Genomic DNA, 17,965 nt, shown 5'->3' on the forward strand with positions numbered 1-17,965 from the left:
GTCAGTTGAATACGTTGGGCGGCGGCGTATGTGGCACAGATTCCATGCTATCTGGACAGCGTGTTGTGCGCGTTGCCCCATTGCTGCAGAGTGTTTTCTGCATTGAATGGCGTCAAGCTCAATTGGTTTTGATTTGCCGTCAATGCCATGGGCTGTGATTGGCCTGTAACCAGGGCGGTACCCATACGGTGCCATTTTTGCTCTGGTGCGGTGCCGCAAAGTTGCAAACCCACACTGGTCGATGTTGCCGCCAGGCAGAGTGTTGGGAATGCCTGGTTATACATGAGCCCATCCCTTTTCAAGCGCCAGGATTGATTCGGTTGAGCATCGCACGTTTGTAACAGTACACGACCTGTTTGGCTACCTGTATACGCATCAGCGGTCAGGCATAGCCCTGTCGTGGCAGAGAACCAGATTTGTCCTGCTATGGCAAGAGGCCGACTGGATCGTTCACGTAGTGCAGCCACCCCTGGCTGCCTGGCATCTGTTGATTTGCGAAGATCATCATGTGGTGATTTTGGTTCCATTGGGGTGGGTTGTTTGGCCATGCTTGGCTCGACTGGTGCGGCTGGCAGCGGTGCAGGGGCCAAGTTGGCGGTATGGCCAGCTGTGGGAGTATCCGATTGAGTCTGCTTACCTTTACTCGGTGCCGATTGTTTTTCGAGAGATTCCGATATGGGCGAAGGTTGAGCAACCAATGGTGCTGGTACGATATCGGCTTCTACCGTACGAGCCTCAGGTGCTGGATTGGACGATCGGGCGGTGGGTGGCGCTGGGGTGGTGGTTGCAACGTCAAGCTTGGGCGCAGGCTTACCCGGTTTGGCAACCTCGGCAGGCGCTGGTGCGGCGGCTGGTTGTTCCATTGCTGGGACTGGTATGGGGGGGGCAGTAGGCTGGGATGCTGTATCGTTGTCCATAACCATTGGTGATTCTGCAGATTGTTGAAGGGCAGCAGCCTCTTCCTTTTTCCCCATGTTCATTTCCAGCACCATACCTAACCCGATTATTATGGTAGCAGCTGCGGCCAGTGGCCTGGCATACCAGGGGCGGCGGCGTGGCAGCGCGACGACTTTGTTGTCTGCGGTAGGGGTGACCGCATCACGTGCGGCCTGCAAAATGGCTGCGTCCAGGACAGCACTGGGTTCGGGGGATGGCAGGTCGCGATAGATTGAGCGGACAATAGTTTCATCCGGTAGCAAATCCTGGTGCAATGGGGTTTGAGGCTTCATTTATCGGTCCCCCATCAAGGCAGCCTTGAGCTTGGTAATGGCGTAACGCAATCGACTCTTGGCCGTTTCGGGTGTAACACCGGTCAACGCAGCAATCTCATCAACACTCAGCTCAGCGTGTTCTCTCAGCAAAAAAGCTTCCCGTTGATTGGCGGGGAGTGTTGCCAATGCTTGCTGTAGTGCGGCCCGTTGTTGCTTGCTTTCCAGTTGCGCATCTGGGCCTAGGTCATTGCTGGAAAAGGTCGATAACAGATCGCTTTCTTCATCCAGTTCCAGCTCCGACAATTTGATAGGGTCGCGTTGGCGAATCATATCGATCAGACGATTGCGGGCAATCTGATATAACCAGGTGCGGAAGGCCGCGGCCGGTTGGTATTCGTGGCGGGTGCGGGTAACGGCGAGCCAGGTATCCTGATAGATATCGTCTACCCACCCTGGTTGAGGCGATTGCCGGGTGATGAATGCATATAGCCCTCTACGATGGCGGGCATAGAGTGCCTCAAACGCAGCGGTATCGCCCGCGGCGTAGCGCAACATCATGTCTTCATCTGGCAATTCGGCATTCATGCGGCCGAATTCTAAGCCAAATAGCGTGGTTTTGGCGAAAAGTACCACCATATTCGCTGTAAGCCACGCCAGGTACGAGATTGAACTTGTGGGGCCACCCCATGGAGATGTACCCCAGTCCTCTTGCTTACGGATTACTTGCCGGCTTGGTTGACAGGGACTTGGCCAGGCCAACCAGGCGAACAAACTCACCGCGATAGCCGAATGGATCATGACCACGTGCGCTGTCTGCCAGTTTCTGGATCTGGTCATAACCAAATTGACCAATGTATTTACCACCTTTCAGCTCTTGCCCGAATGCCGCAACGGCAGCCGCAAAACGGAAGTCTTCGCTGGTTTGCGCGGCGGTCTTGATGTCACGTTTGTACAGCGGAAACTCCAGCAACTGGCTCTTGTCACTACCCGGGATTTTGTAGCGCATGCGCAGGAAAGCCAGCTCATCTGTCTTGTCACTGCCGGATTGGGTGGTTTTGTCACTGCCATATCGCAAGCCATCGAGCATGCGCTTGCCGCCAATCAGGGTGACTTCATATAAGGCGGTAACGCTGTGGCCTGCGCCGATTTCACCGGCGTCTACCTTGTCATTGTTGAAGTCTTCACGTTTCAGCGCACGGTTTTCATAACCAATCTGACGGTATTCGGCAACAACATTGGGGTTGAATTCCAGCTGGATCTTCACGTCTTTGGCAACCACGGCCAGCGTAGAACTGAGTTCGTCCGACAGAACTTTCTGTGCTTCATTCAAATTGTCGATATAGGAGTAGTTACCGTCGCCGGCATCAGCAATCTGTTCCATCAACTGCTCGTTATAGTTACCTGCACCAAAGCCCAATGAGGAAAGTGATACACCGCTTTTACGTTTTTCTTCGACTAAACTCTTCAATTGCCGGAAGTCACTGATACCCACATTGAAGTCACCGTCAGTCGCCAGCAGAATGCGGTTGATCCCCTCCTTCATAAAGCCTTGGCTTGCCATTTGATAAGCCAGCTGAATACCTGCTGCCCCTGCAGTAGACCCGCCAGGGCGTAACTGATCAATGGCGGCGCTGATTTTGGCTTTTTCACTGCCAGAGGTCGGTTCCAGTACCACTTGTGTACCGCCGGCATAGGTCACCATTGAAATCCGGTCTTGCGGGCGCAGCTGATTAGTCAGCAATTTAAGGGCATTCTTGACCATTGGTAGTTTGGCAGGCTCATTCATTGAGCCGGACACATCAACCAAAAACACTAGGTTGGCTGGAGGTAACGTCGCCTTGGCCACGTCAGATGCCTTGACCCCAATGCGTATCAGGTAACTATCTGGATTCCAGGGAGAGGGGGCGATTTCGGAGGTCACACCGAACGGCACCAGCTTACCCTCGTTTTTTTGCTGCGGCAGCGTGTATTGGTATGGGAAGTAGTTAATCAGCTCCTCCACTCTGACGGCATCGGCAGGTGGCAATTGGCCTTGATTTAGAAAGCGCCGCATATTGGCATATGCCCCCGTATCGACATCGATACTGAAAGTGGAGACGGGGGCGTGGGCAACCTGTTTGATCTCGTGTTGGCTTAGTTCCTGATATTTCTCTGTATTGGTCGGTTGTGGTGCATAAATCGGTGGGGCTGGCATAACCATGCGTTCTGCCATCAGTGCGGGGGCCACTTTGCGCTGTGAGCCGGATGGCGCATGACCTGCAGCAACGGGTGCCGGTGCCGCAATGGCCACCGGTTCAGCGGCCGGTTTGGCGGCATCCGCGTTATGTGCCTCCTGGGCTACGGGGGGGGCTTCAGCAGCGCGCTCATAATGACCACAGGCGCTGAGTGTAAAGACCGTGGTCAGAGCCAGGATCAAAGGACGTTTTGTATTCACGTTGTTCTCCGTCAGGTGGGATGTGATACAGCTTAAACGGAGCGGGTCAGGAAAACGGGTTAAAGCAACTGAAATTTTTTTGCCTGACAAAGCACGAATCCGGCCATGTAGCCGGATTCGCATTACACCTGATCAGATTGTTGTATTAACGTAATACCATGATGGACAAGTTGGTGTGAGCCAGTTGTCCGGTATGGTCCACTACCTGTACCGTCAGGTCAGCCATACCAGTGGCTTCGGCAGCTGGCTGAATGGTCAGTTGATATTGATTGCCCCCCAGGTACCGGAAGCTGAGATCGGTATTGCTGGCCAATGCGTGGTTGGATGTAGTGGCAGAAAGCTGCACTTGGCTTGGGTCTTGCGCTGCCAGGTCAATCAGCACCGTGCCTTTGCCATTTTTGCTCAAAATCAGCTGTTTGGTGTTCAGGCTGATACCCAGCTCGTTCTGCAGTCGCGGTGGATAGAAATGCTTGACCGAGGCGGTGTCACCATTGGTAAGTCCATTGCGTTGTCCCAGCTGGCTGAGCGGAATGTTAGGGTCAACTGGTCGAATGGTTGGGATGGAACGGTTGATGGCAAATGCCCAGGCACCGTAATGCATGATGGATCGGAAATCGTATCCCCCAATGGGGTCGGCCCCACGTGTAATGCGGAAGTTGTGCTGATTGGCTGTAGGGATATTGCTCCAGTTGATGGTGACAAAGCGGGCGCGATCCGGCCGGTTTTGCTCATGATCCCAGCCCAATGCGTGTAGCAGTTCATGGGCAGCAATCCCCATGTATTCGCAGCCGCGACCCAACGATAATTCCTGCCCACCTCCCACCATCCCGATATACGAATAACAAGCACCGGCTTGGTTACTGGTGACGCGGATATAGTTGGTTTGATTGGTGCGGGCCACGAAACGCACGCCAGTTTTCGCGGTGATATGTGCCGTAGCCTGCATGAAGGCGTTGCGTGCTGCAGAAGAAGCAGCGGCCAGCGAGTAATAAACCGTGTTGTTGGGCCAGCGTCGTGAAGTCCCGACATGATTGTCCAGCGGCTCGATTTCAGTGGTTTGTACCTCCCGGTTGGATGTCCAGGGAACGACCCGAATTGAAGGAATGCCGAAGCGTTGTATGGCTTCATGTGTCCCTATCACGATGTCGTCAATGACTGCCAAGCCATTGTAGATGGTATAGGGCACCAGTTCGTCGGTTTCCAGGCTATATCCATGGGCGGTCTGGCCGTTCGAGGACTGAGACGGCTCGGTCGCATAGAGTACTGAAGCCATCATACTGGTGGCCAGTAGGGTCATACTGCGGGCGAACATCATGCGTTGCATATTTCACCTCCGTCGTTGATTGACATACAACATCAGCTTTTCCGTCGTGTGCGGTGCAGCCAATTAAATGTCCATGTCATTCAGTTTGATTTCTATATTTCGAAATTGCAAAGATATTTTTTTGTTTAAATAACAATATGATGCAATGCATATGTGAATTGCGAAACGTAATATCGTCAGAATGGTTATGAAGAAGTATTTGTAACAACCGGTTTTTCTGAAAATATCAACGCACTGTGCAAGGTGGTTCAAAACATGCCATTACGTGCATAGTGATTGCAAGTATTCAGAATAGATACTCGCTTATTTTTGATGAGTTGCAGATATATTTATATTGGAGCTACTTTTTTCCGACAGACGGTTAGGTGGGGAGTGTTGACGTAGTGTTGATCAGATCTGATCGGGTCGTACCTTGATATCAGCACGACCCCTTGTTATTCAGAGGAGCAAATTAGCGAATCCAGTTCCAGCTTTGCCAGTTGGCCCCTTGCGAGATGCGGTATAGCACCACATTATTGGTACTGGTCAATGACAGGGCGACATTGCCGTTGTTGCCATTAAGCAGCGCATTGCCACTACGACGCCAACGTTGGTCGCTGTGATTGTTGCAAGTGTAGACGATGGCATCGATCCATTCGGCGGGTGTGCCGTTGGTATCCACGCAGAACTGTGGGTTGGCTACATTGCGGATATAGCCATTGCCGTCTTGATTCCAGCGTTGGGTATTGCTGCCATTGCAGGCACGGGCAACCAGCTTGGTGTAATTGCTCAGGCTGCCAGCCACATCCAGGCACAGATTGTTGTAGGGTGAAACGAGCTTGTAGCCGTTGCCGGAGGGTGTCGTGGTACCGCTGCCAACCTGTACCGCCAGCGTGGTACGGGCAGACTTGCCATTGCGATCGTTGGCTTGTACCGCGATATTGGCCGTGCCATTGACGTTTGCTACAGGGCGTACAGTCAAGGTGTATTGATTGCCAGCCAGTTTACGCAGGCTCAATCCACTGTTGGCGATGATGCTGGGATTATCACTGTTGGCAGCTAACTGCACGCTATTGGGGTCGCTGGACGAGATATCAATGGTGACCGAACCGGTGCCATTCTTGCTGATGACCAATTGCCGCGTACTGATGCTGATGCCTAGATCACCACCGCTTTGAGATGGATAGAAGTGTTTGACCGATGCCACATCGCCGGCCGACATGCCGTTCCGTTGCCCCAACTGGTTTAGCGGGCGGCTTGGATCAAGCGGCTGAATGGTGGGTTGAGCGCGATTGATTGCAAAGTCAAATGCACCATAGTGCATTAATGAACCAAAATCATACGCCCCAATGGGATCGGCCCCTTGTGTGGCTCGGAAGTTGTGCTGATTCTGGGTGGGGATATTGTTCCAGTTGATGCGTACATAACGGTCGCGATCCGGCCGGTTTTGCTCATGATCCCATCCCAATGCATGTAGTAGTTCATGTGCTGCAATTCCCAGGTACTCACAGCCGCTGCCCAGCGATAGTTCCTGAGCGCCACCGACCATTCCCACGCTGGAATAGCACATCCCACTCTGGTTGCTGGTGACGTAGACGTAGTTTGGTTGATTCGTTCGTTGCACGAACCTGACACCCGTTTTCTCTGTGATATGGCGAGTGGCTTGCATGAAAGCATTGCGAGCGGCACTGGATGCCCAATCAAGCGAATAGTAGAGCGTATTGTTGGGCCAACGACGCTTGCTGCCATCGTGGTTGTCCATCTGTATGCCATCAATCTGCACATCACGGCTAGATGTCCATGGCTCGATACGGAGCGAACTGATTCCTTTGCGTTGAATCTCGTCATGTTTCCCCAGCACGATATCACCCAATACGGCGTTGCCATTGCGAATTTCATATGGAATGCGCTTACCCGATTCGGCGTGATAGCCATAGGCGACTTGGCCGTCGAGCGGGTGAGCCTGTATTTCTGCTGGCAAGTTTGATGCAAAAGCGTGGCCTGAGATCAGGCTGCCGAATATCAGCACGGTGTGGAGATGGCGTGTGGAAGGTTTCATCAATGACATCCTGGCTGCGAATAATTGGACGAAGGAAGGCCGCCAGTTCAGCGGACTACCTTATATGCATAATATTTGTGTCCAGCGCAGTTTTTCATGATTGAAAAAATATGGCAATAGCATTGCACGAGAAAGTTGGATATTATAATTAATTATTATAAATAACATTGTTATATATTTAATTTTATGACGTAGTCAGATCAAGCTTGCTTGATAGAATGCTACTGTGAATGTTGGCTATGTGGAGTTCTGGAAGAGTTTTCCGTGAACACTATTGTATTGGTAAAGAATTCACATTTATAAAACAAAAGAAACAGATAAGTGCACATGGAGTGACTGTTAGTCATCTTATTTTTGTTTTAGTAAGAAAATAGATTTGTAGCCTATGTCATCCTTGATCGGATTGATTAGTAAACAATCGATATTTACTAAGTAACAATGAAGCTGTGAGTAACAAGCTGTTGGAATTGTACATCTGATTTATCAATGAAAATAGCAATAAAATTCTATAAAAGTGTTAGTTTGAGCAATATTTTTATAGTTTATGCGCGCTATCTGAGTGGCAATATAGTGGTAATTTATGGCTATGTCATTTCTTTTGGTTGTTGTATGCAATTGACATTAAATGGGGTAGGGTGACAATCTTTGCATCGCGTTTCCGATATGAAGGTTTCGCCCCATATTTGCTTTTTATGAGAGGGAAGCTCCAGCAAATACGGTGAAGATGGCTGGCGACCCGCTGGCCCAATAACCCAAGAAAGCCGTTACGAAGGCTGAAAACAAGCAAGGAGTTCACATGCAGTTCAAACGTACATACCTCGCCAGTGTGGTCATGGTGGCGTTATCCGGTATTGCATATAGTGGTGTGTCAGATGAGAACGACATCAATTCGCGACGAAATAGTGAAGCTGTGTTGGAGACGGTCACGCTGAAAAATGGCGATGTGATCACCTATGAAGTGGTTGGTGGCAAAGCGATTCTGGGAGACATGATTCTTGGGGAGCACGAGCTAATCAAGCGCACAGGTGAAGTGGGGGCGTTTACTGTACGGAGTTGGCAGCGGGACGTGTTGAGTCGGTTGAAAAATCAGCCTGAGGATAATCCAGATGCCCATACCCAGCGCTGGCCGAACAATGTCCTTTACTACGCATTCTCGCCCGATTTGCCAAAGCAGGCCAGAGACGCTGCCTTGGCGGGGATGAAGCTGATTACTGATAAAACCCAAGTCCGTTTCAAAGAACGAACCAATCAGGAGAACTATGTTGAGTTCTACGCCGGCGATCGCTGTGCATCATCGGTAGGCATGGTTGGGGGCAAGCAGTACATATCTCTGGGCGCTGGTTGTGAGCGTCCGGGGATTGCGGCACATGAGATTTTGCACGCACTCGGCTGGCATCATGAGCAGATGCGGCCAGATCGCGACAGCTATGTTACCGTCCATGAAGGGAATATCGAGCAGGGTAAAACTGGTAACTTCCGCAAAATGCGCCCTGGCAGTACTGATCCGGTCGGGCCTTACGATTTTCAGTCGATCATGCATTACAACGCCTACAGTTTCTCTGCCAATGGACAGCCGACCATTACGCCGAAGGACAGTAGCATCCAACTATCGCAATTGGGCCAGCGTCGGGAGTTGAGTGATGGTGATGCGCGCTCGGTCAATCAACTCTATCCAGCGCCGACGGGTAGTGCCGATCTTCGGATGACTGTCAGTGCCAAAGAACTGCGTATCGACGAAAACAATAGTGGCCAGCTGGAGTTGGATTTGGTTGCGCCGGCAAATGATCCCGTGGTGCTGTTGCGGGCCTCGCTGGATAAACAGGATGTGGTGGAGGGTGTGGACTTTACACCGGGTAACAGCAACCGGCGCACGGTGACGGTCAAGCCTTATCCGTTCAAATTTGGTACCGTCAATGTGACTGTGGTGGCAAAAACCAAGAGTGGTCGGGAAGCCTCCGCAATGTTCAAGGTCACCGTGGTGGATGACCCGACGGTGGGTGGTACACAAGGACAGCCTGATCCATTCTCGCCGGATGGTCGTTACAAACATGGTGACAAAGTCACGCATGACGGCAAGATTTATCAATTTACCTTGTTGAAAACGGACGGGCAGCCTCACCCGAGGGCCTCGTTACCAGGTACGTATTGCAAACCAGGCATTTGTTCACAGGCATCACCTCTTAAAGACACTACCACAGGGAAAACAATCGCTTATTGGACAGAAGTAGGCAGGGCACCATCGCCTACACCCGTACCCACCCCGACACCAGCACCCAAGCCGTTCTCGCCAAATGATCGGTACAAGCATGGTGATGTGGTGACGTCGGGTGGCAAGGTTTATCAATTCACCTTGCTGAAGACAGATGGCCAACCGCATCCACGGGCTACTTTGCCCGGTACTTACTGTCAGCCGGGTGCTTGCTCGCAGTCAACACCACACCGCGATGCGACCACCGGAAAAGTCATTGCGTATTGGACCGAGACCGGCAATGCAACACCTACACCTAATCCAACACCGACACCAGTGACCAAACCATTTTCACCGAATGAACGGTATAAGCATGGTGATACTGCCAGTTTTGGTGGAAAGGTGTATCGGTTCACTTTATTGAAAACGGATGGTCAGCCGCACCCACGGGCCACGTTGCCGGGTAGTTATTGTCAGCCTGCTACATGCACTCAGACTAGTCCACACAAGGATACTGTAACTGGAAAGACCATTGCCTTCTGGACTGAAGTAGGTAATACGCCAACGCCAACGCCAACACCAACACCAACACCAACACCAACACCAACACCAACACCAACACCAACACCAACACCAACACCAACACCAACACCAACACCGGGGGGCGTTACACCGTTCTCGGTTGATGCGCGTTATAAAACCGGGGATAAGGTGTCGTTTGCCGGAAAGGTGTATCAGTTCACGGTATTGATGCGAGACGGCCGCCCGCACCCGCGGGCAACCTTCCCAGGCCAGCTTTGCAAGCCGGATTCATGCACACAGAGCCAACCGGCACGGGATACCAGTACAGGTCTGCCAATTGCATTCTGGGTAGAAGTCGGGGGCACGACACCAGCCACCAAGTGTGATACGCAGCTTGATGTGACACGTGACTACCGCGTAACCAATCAGCAAAGTGGTACGCAATTGTCCCCATCGCAGGATCAGTCATTGGCACCAGTACTGGTCAAGCGGGATGACGCCATGCGCTGGCGTTTGTCACGCAATGCCGAAGGATTCTATATCCTCTCCAGCAAGGTCAGCCATTTGTCACTGGATCTGCATGGCAGTACCAAACAGCAGGTCGGTGGGGCCACCATTCTCTATACCACGCATCGTGGGATAAATCAGCAATGGTGCCCGATGAAGACGGCAAATGGCGGCTACCAGCTGGTGTCCCGTCTGACAGGTTTTGCATTGGGGATTGGAAATGCGCCGGGCGACCAGCCGGTTGTGCAGCAACAGTTAGGCAGCACACCTAGCCTGATCTGGACGCTTAACTGAGTTGCTTTGGCAGCACTAAAGCCCTGAAACCTGTTGATTGCCGGGTGAGCCATTAGGCTGCCCGGCATTTTTTGTTTAAGTGTCATGATAATTACTCTGCAAGACTAAAGGGTGTAAAGCTGTCACTGCAAAATCATGACTGGTTTGTTTAGCTGTCAGGTAGCTAAGTTTTGAATGGTCGAATGTATTTTACGAATTGCCAGCTGGTTCTCTAATATCCCGATACTACCTTCTGCCAAGCAGTGAGAGAGTACTTCACTTGATATCTGCCATTGATTCCAATTGAATGCTTGCAGGCATCGGTATTTAGTTATCTGGACTTGCTTGTAATTGAATCTGGATATTCGAATCAGAAAATAATATGGCGAGGCACGATCCCAGTGCACGCTGAGCAACTCAGGAGAGAATACATGGCTATTGTGCTTGCCGCGGGCGTACTATTGACAGGAGGGGCACTGGCTGCCAGCAGCTTGCCAAGCAAACCGGAACCAATCGAAGCATTCTATGAACGCATTTTCATGGAAGAGATGATGGAGCAACCGGAAACGCTGACGCAGTTGCGCCTGCTGGAGCCGCGTGGCATCACTCGCCACAACGGTGAGCTGGATAATTTGTCACTGGCCCAGGATGACAAACGCTTTCGGCGCCTCAAACAGACGACGGAGTCCTTGCGTCGATACGACACTAAAGGAATGCGATCGGATCAGCGTTTGACCTATGACACGTTGAATTGGTTTACCCAGAACCAGTTGGCTGGCGAGCGTTTCCGATATCACAGCTATCCAGTCAATCAGCTGTTTGGCGTGCAGAATAGTTTCCCGACCTTTATGGTGACAATGCACCCGCTGACCAGCAAGGAAGATGTTGCGTACTATCTCGCCCGTCTTGGCAAAGTCAGTATCAAGTTCGATCAGTTGCTGGAACAGCTCAAAGTGCGTGAGCGTAAGGGCATCATTCCACCCACGTTTGTCATCGATAAAGTATTGGAGGAGATGCAGGGGCTGATCGCCATGTCACCCAAACAGAACCTGCTATACACCCATCTGGACAAAAAGCTGGCCACCTTGAAGGGATTGTCGGAAGACGATCGCGAGGCCATGTTGAAGCAAGCCGAGCGGCAGATTGATGATGCCGTTTATCCAGCCTATCGGCAGTTGATCAGCTACATGACTGCACTACGCGCCAAATCTGACAATCAGGCAGGGGTGTGGAAGCTGCCAGATGGCGATGCGTTTTACGCCTATATCCTGAAACAGCGGACCACCAGTGACGATACCCCGCAACAAGTGCACGAACTGGGGCTGGCAGAAGTGGCACGTATCCAGAAGGAAATACGCGCCATTTTCAAGGCGCAAGGGCATGAAGGGGAAGATCTGGCCAGCCTGATTCAGCAGATTGGCAATGACAAGCGCTTCCTTTACCCAGATTCCAACGAAGGCCGGGCACAGATTCTGGCGGACTATAAACAAATCCTGGGTGAGATTGATCAGGGCATCACCAAGGTCTTCAATGTCAAACCCCGTGCAGCACTGGATGTGCAGCGCATTCCGCAGTTCAAGGAGAAGACATCGCCTGGGGCCTATTATGAAGGTCCGGCACTGGATGGTTCCCGTCCTGGCGTATTCTTTGCCAATCTGTACGATATCAAGGCGACCACACGCTGGGAGATGCGTACATTGGCCTATCATGAAGGCATACCGGGCCATCATTTCCAGATTGGTATCCAGCAGGAACTGGAACAGGTCCCGACATTCCGGAAGTTCATGTCATTTACTGCCTATTCAGAAGGCTGGGCGCTTTACGCTGAACGGCTGGCATGGGAAATGGGCTATCAGAACAACCCCTATGACAATATAGGTCGCTTACAAGGTGAATTGTTCCGTGCTGTACGACTGGTGGTGGATACGGGTATTCACTACAAACGTTGGACCCGGGAAGAAGCCATCGACTATATGGCACAGAATACCGGTATTGTGTTGAGCGATGTCACCGCCGAAGTTGAACGTTATATCGTGATGCCTGGGCAAGCTTGTGCTTACAAGGTGGGGATGATGAAAATTCTGTCCTTACGCGACAAGGCCAAACAAGTACTGGGTGATCGTTTCGAATTGTCGGCTTTTCACGATGTAGTGTTGAAAAATGGCGCCATGCCACTCAAGTTGCTTGAGAAAGCGGTCGATCATTACATTAAGGAGAATCAAAAGTTGGTAGCCAAAGGTTAGCGGATTATCCCTGAATGAGCCTGGATGCGTTTTGATCCGGAAACCTTTGAACGGATGCGCTATGCTGCATCTAGTAAACTAACGTGACCGGGAGGTTAGTCCTTTTTCATGTCGGGCGTTCAGGCACCTACCTTTGCTCAGGCCGCGCTGGCAGCGGCCTTGGCCTATCGCTATACAGTGGGGGAGGCTCTGCTGGTTGACTGGTTACCCAAACGTACCCGGGTGCTGCACCTGCGCCTGCAAACCGAGGACTTGTACGTGACGGTGGACGCTGATGGCGATTGTTATGTCATCAAAGATACCAACAACCCGCGTGTGCAGTTTGCCCATGTCACCTTACTGGATCTGGCGGATGGTAAGGTCCGTTATCTGGTTGAACACACGCTTGGCAAGGCTGCCTATGAATGGGATGGTACCGAGATTGTGCTGACCTTGGATGAAGGCAGTGGCTTGGTACCGCCAGCCCATATTCTGCATTGCCGTGTCGTGGATGATTTACCAGCCAAATAGGTAACACCTTCATATCGATCGCAAAAGCATCTGATAGCCCGCTACAATGGCGGGCTTTGATGTTGCTGGAGCACGCCGATGCTGATGGTGATTTCCCCTGCCAAAACGCTCGATTACACCACCCTGCCGACTACTTCAATCCATACCCGACCTGACTACCTGAATCAGTCCCATGCACTGATCCAGGCTTTACGAGAGTTTTCGCCAGCCGATATCCGGCAATTGATGGATATCAGCGATGAACTCGCCGTGCTCAATGCAGGACGTTTTCAGAGCTGGCAACCTAACTTCACATTGGATAATGCCAAGCAAGCTGTACTGGCTTTCATGGGCGATGTCTATGAAGGGCTGCAGGCCAATGCCTTTGATGATGGGCAGCTGACCTTTTTGCAACAGCATTTGCGGATTTTGTCAGGCCTGTATGGTTTGTTGCGTCCACTGGATCTGATGCAGCCCTATCGGCTGGAGATGGGTACCCGATTAGCCAATCCAAAAGGGAAGGATCTCTATGCTTATTGGGGGGATACTTTGACCGATGGATTGAACGCATTACTGGCCGGCGAGTCAGAGCCGGTGCTGGTCAATCTGGCGTCAGACGAGTATTTCAAAGCCGTTAAACCGAAGAAACTCAATGCCAGATTGATTACGCCGGTATTCCAGGATTGGAAAAATGGCCAGTACAAAATCATCAGTTTCTACGCCAAACGGGCACGAGGCCTGATGGTGCGATATGCGGTGATGAACCGTGTCGAGGACCCGCTTCAATTGAAACTGTTCGACTATGAAGGCTATGCATTGGCTGGCGATGTGTCGACTGACACGACCTGGGTGTTCCGCCGTCAACTTGCATAAAAAGAAAGCCGCCCGAGGGCGGCTAAATAACAGGGATAGTCAGTGAGGAGGAGACGCAAGTCGCGTCATGAAGCTATCGTGGTGTATGACTAGGCGGTTTTCGCTTAGTTCCAGGCATTCTTAAAAAATTTTTGAAGTGGAGAAATATTGGTGAGAGCGTTGTTGCAGCGGGTCAGCGAAGCCTCGGTAAGTGTCAATGGTGACGTAGTAGGCCAGATTGGCTCGGGCTTGCTGGTGCTGGTGGGTGTGGAGGAAGCCGATACGGCAGCGGACATCGATTGGTTGGCGCGCAAGCTGATCAATCTGCGCATCTTCAATGACGAACAGGGCGTCATGAACTGGTCAGTGCTGGATGTAGGGGGAGAGGTGTTGGCGGTCAGCCAGTTTACGCTGCATGCCAGTTGTAAAAAGGGCAACCGGCCAAGCTACAGCCGTGCGGCCAAAGGCGATGTATCGGAACCGATGTACCAGCAGTTCTGTCACAGCGTGCAGCAACTGCTGGGCAAGCCAGTGGCACAAGGCCAATTTGGGGCAGATATGAAAGTCAGCCTGATCAATGATGGCCCAGTGACTATCTGGCTTGATTCCAAACAACCTGAGTAATCGTTTTTCACCCCCGACTGCCGGGTTGGGCCACAATTTGACAGAACTTGCAATGTGTCCGGTACATGTGCAGGCAGCCAAGGCGGCGTATTGAACGACCACGATGTTGATTGATTACTTGAAACGAACCCGCTCAGCACTCATCACCTGGCTGATACTGATACTTAATGTACTGGGCATGCTGGTGCCATTGCTCCATGGTGGCGAATCGCATTCGTTCACCATGATTGAGAGTGGCGCCAACTACGCACCGCTCACCCTGACCGGCGATAACTGGCGATTGTTGAGCAGCATGTTTCTGCATGGTGGGGTGATTCACCTAGCATTGAACATGCTGATGTTGCTGATCGTCGGCCCGATGTATGAGGCCCATTGGGGGCGTGTCCGTTTTCTGCTGCTGTATCTGGCGGCAGGCATGGCGGCTTCGCTGGCGAGCGCATTGTGGTATGGCAACCATCAGATAACCCAAGTTGAATGGGTGTTCCTGATGCCCATCGAGGTGTCTGGAATTCAACCTGTGGTCAGTATGGGGGCATCGGGTGCCTTGATGGGGTTGATTGGTTCGCATCTCGGGGCGGTACTGGCCAACCTGTTTTCCTGGAAGGCTTGTGAAGTAGAAGGCGCATCGCTGCGGGAAGATGCCTATGTGGTCGGCTCGACACTGGTACTGGGGCTGCTGCTGCCCGCCATGGATAACGCCGCGCACTTGGTCGGTTGGTTGTCGGGTGTGCTGATCGGGTTGGGGTGGGCCACTACCGAGCGCTTATCGCGAATTGGCATGCGGCGTTGTGAGTGTGCATTGTTGGCCGCACTGATTGGCTTATTGCTGGCCCCCCTGCCTGAATCATGGGCAAGCGCTGAATTACGTTCTTATCGCGAAGCCTACTGGCCAACCGTGACCCCGCAGACAGAGCAGTATGACCCTGGCCTGGATAACATAACAGATAAGTAGTGCCATGAACTGAACGGTCATAGTCACCGTGGGCTGGAAGAGTGCGCCAGCCTGCTAATACCACCATCTTTTCAATATCAAATACTTATGTCATAATTATGTGATTCTGCATATATGAAATATGCCGTTCAACATTCCCAATCCCGACTGTCATGCTCCGCCAGCGCACCACTTGGTGCCGGGTGACAGACTGTTTTGCACTGAATCCATAATGACTCGTTTTCTCCCCGTATTTTTTGTCGCAGCCAGTTGTTCCCTTTCTTCAAGTTTTGCACTCGCCGCCTACCCGCCCCTGGTGTTCTACAACGTGCCCAATGCCTACAGTAGCAATCATGAGAACTATCGGTTCTCATCACCAGAAGCGGCAGCCATCAGTGCATTCGGCAAGATCTACCCCAATCATACCTATGCCGGTATTCAGCTCACCAAAATTGGCAAACCTTTCCTCGGTCATATGTGGGATTTGACTTACAGTGATAACGGAACCATTTGGCCTGCTGGCAGTTCCGTCCGCTCCTGGTACCACTGTGGTGACGGCAAGTATTTTTATGCGCCAGAGCAAATGCCCGGTGGTGGTTGCGCAAAACCAGTCCGCCCCGACACACCGACCCCAGCGCCACAACCTTTGGTGCCGATTCAACCGGCTGCGGCCCCCAGCACGCCTGATATCAACCCCAATGAGGCGGCAGGCTGCCAAGGCGGAAATGGCGAGTCACTCACCGGGTTACGTGGTAACCCAATCAATGCCGGTTGGGGGAACAAATGTCAGCTGGAAAGCCATCGCCTGACGGCGTCGCTATCGCTGGACTGGTACTACAACAGCTACGCCAATCCCGTGGCCAATACTGGCGCCCACTGGAGCAACCCGCTGCAGACCAGCCTGGTGTTCGTCAATGCCACCACCGTGCAAGTGTCACGCCCCGATGGCAAGTTGATGACCTACCGCAAATCGGCGAACGGTTGGCAGACCAGTGATGCGTGGCCCGAACGCCTGGTGGAAAGCCTGGACACGGATGGCAAGAGCAAGCTATACCTGCTGACCAATTTGCAAGGTGGTCAGGAAATCTACGACAACAAAGGTCAGTTGCGGAAGTTGATCCAGCGCAATGGGCGCTTGCTTGCCATGACACCATTCCAGTTCAACGATGGGCTGGTAGTCACCAATGAAGACGGTGAAGCGGTCGTGGTACAGCTGGATGAGCGCCGGCGTATTGCTGAAATCAGCAGTGCAAACGGGGCTAGTTTACGTTATCGCTATGATGCCGTCGGCAATCTGCAGCAAGTGACCTTCCCGGACAACAAAGTCCGCCAGTATGTATATGAAGACAGTCGCTTCCCGCATGCCTTGACCGGCATCGTGGACGAAAATAATCAACGCTTTGCCACCTGGCGTTACGACGACAAGGGCCGGGCAATATCGTCTGAACATGCCGGCGGCGCCGAGAAGGTTGAGTTCAGTTACGACAGCGCTGGCGTGACCACCGTCAAGTACGCCACGGGTGCCACTGAACGGCTGCAATTCATCACCCGTGCCAAGCTCCCGGTTTTACAAACAGCTCGTGCGTTATGTCAGGCTGACTGTGCCAAAGCACCCAGCGAATCCTCGGTACATGACGCAGTAGGGAACATCATCAAGCAGACCAACTTGATGGGTGTAGTGACCGAGTACGAGTACGACAACCGCCGCCGTGAAACCCGTCGCGTTGAAGCCGCCGGCACACCGCAGGCGCGGATCATCCAGACCGCCTGGCATGCGAACTGGTCGTTGCCATTGACCATCACCGAGCCCGGTCGTACCAGTAGCTTCCGTTATGATGAGCGGGGTAACCTGCTTGAGAAAACGGTCCAGGCCGGTGCCTTGACCCGGAGCTGGCGTTGGACTTATGGCGCTTATGATCAATTGCTCACTGCTGTGACACCCGACAATAAAGAGACACGCTTCCATTACCAGAATGGACGACTGGTGTGGATCATGAATCCACAGGGGCAGTACCTGAAAATCACTGGCTACGATAACGCCACGGGCTTGCCCAGTCAGTTGGTGGACCCCAACAGTGTTGTCACCACCCTGAGCTACACTCCCCGTGGCTGGCTGAAGACCCGGACGGTGGGTAAGGAACTGACCACCTATGACTACGACGGCGTCGGCCAGTTGAAGCAGGTCACCTTCCCGGATCAGCGCACGATTAAGTACAGCTACGACCCCGCCCATCGCCTGACCGACATCCAGGACAGCCAGGGCAACCGCATCCACTACGAACTGGATGCGCTGGGCAATCAACTGCGGAAACAGGTCTTCGATGCACAA

Annotated in this window: 11 protein-coding genes and 1 pseudogene; 7 read left to right on the forward strand and 5 right to left on the reverse strand. The window is 52.4% G+C overall.

The features are described 5' to 3' along the window. Window positions 1–47 precede the first annotated feature (47 nt). The 5 genes from FFS57_RS20990 to FFS57_RS21010 form a co-directional block, all read right to left on the reverse strand. Complete coding sequence (locus FFS57_RS20990) at window positions 48–1,229, reverse strand: ricin-type beta-trefoil lectin domain protein (RefSeq protein ID WP_137939786.1); 1,182 nt, start codon at window positions 1,227–1,229, stop codon at window positions 48–50. After that, window positions 1,230–1,796, reverse strand: coding sequence for an RNA polymerase sigma factor (locus FFS57_RS20995; RefSeq protein ID WP_137939787.1), 567 nt, complete (start codon window positions 1,794–1,796; stop codon window positions 1,230–1,232). 127 nt (window positions 1,797–1,923) lie between these two features. Further along, window positions 1,924–3,645 carry a vWA domain-containing protein gene (locus FFS57_RS21000; protein WP_249384101.1) on the reverse strand — a complete coding sequence of 574 codons (1,722 nt, stop codon included), beginning with the start codon at window positions 3,643–3,645 and terminating at the stop codon, window positions 1,924–1,926. A 145-nt stretch (window positions 3,646–3,790) separates the two neighbouring features. Beyond that, window positions 3,791–4,969, reverse strand: a complete 1,179-nt coding sequence (locus tag FFS57_RS21005; RefSeq protein ID WP_137939789.1) for a M12 family metallopeptidase — start codon at window positions 4,967–4,969, stop codon at window positions 3,791–3,793. 451 nt (window positions 4,970–5,420) lie between these two features. Then, the gene (locus FFS57_RS21010) at window positions 5,421–7,007 is read right to left on the reverse strand and encodes a M12 family metallopeptidase (RefSeq protein ID WP_171014112.1); all 1,587 of its coding nucleotides are present in this window, start codon (window positions 7,005–7,007) and stop codon (window positions 5,421–5,423) included. Between the two features lie 796 nt (window positions 7,008–7,803). Here FFS57_RS21010 and FFS57_RS21015 point away from each other — a divergent pair. The 7 genes and pseudogenes from FFS57_RS21015 to FFS57_RS21045 form a co-directional block, all read left to right on the forward strand. Then, a complete protein-coding gene (locus FFS57_RS21015) occupies window positions 7,804–10,518 on the forward strand; it encodes a M12 family metallopeptidase (RefSeq protein WP_137939791.1) in 2,715 nt (904 codons plus the stop codon). Window positions 10,519–10,928: 410 nt separating this feature from the next. Next, a complete protein-coding gene (locus FFS57_RS21020; RefSeq protein ID WP_137939792.1) occupies window positions 10,929–12,740 on the forward strand; it encodes a DUF885 domain-containing protein in 1,812 nt (603 codons plus the stop codon). A gap of 108 nt (window positions 12,741–12,848) precedes the next feature. After that, on the forward strand, window positions 12,849–13,250 hold the full coding sequence (locus FFS57_RS21025; RefSeq protein ID WP_137939793.1) for a hypothetical protein: 402 nt from the start codon (window positions 12,849–12,851) through the stop codon (window positions 13,248–13,250). Between the two features lie 78 nt (window positions 13,251–13,328). Further along, window positions 13,329–14,102, forward strand: a complete 774-nt coding sequence (gene yaaA, locus FFS57_RS21030) for a peroxide stress protein YaaA (RefSeq protein WP_137939794.1) — start codon at window positions 13,329–13,331, stop codon at window positions 14,100–14,102. A 150-nt stretch (window positions 14,103–14,252) separates the two neighbouring features. After that, complete coding sequence (dtd, locus tag FFS57_RS21035; RefSeq protein WP_137939795.1) at window positions 14,253–14,705, forward strand: D-aminoacyl-tRNA deacylase; 453 nt, start codon at window positions 14,253–14,255, stop codon at window positions 14,703–14,705. 103 nt (window positions 14,706–14,808) lie between these two features. Beyond that, window positions 14,809–15,657: a rhomboid family intramembrane serine protease gene (locus FFS57_RS21040; protein WP_137939796.1), complete on the forward strand. Its 849-nt coding sequence runs from the start codon at window positions 14,809–14,811 to the stop codon at window positions 15,655–15,657. A gap of 211 nt (window positions 15,658–15,868) precedes the next feature. Continuing rightward, a pseudogene (locus FFS57_RS21045) lies at window positions 15,869–17,965 on the forward strand (RHS repeat protein); the annotation flags it as partial.

Origin of the sequence: Chitinivorax sp. B, from assembly GCF_005503445.1 — a bacterium.
GTDB lineage: Bacteria > Pseudomonadota > Gammaproteobacteria > Burkholderiales > SCOH01 > Chitinivorax.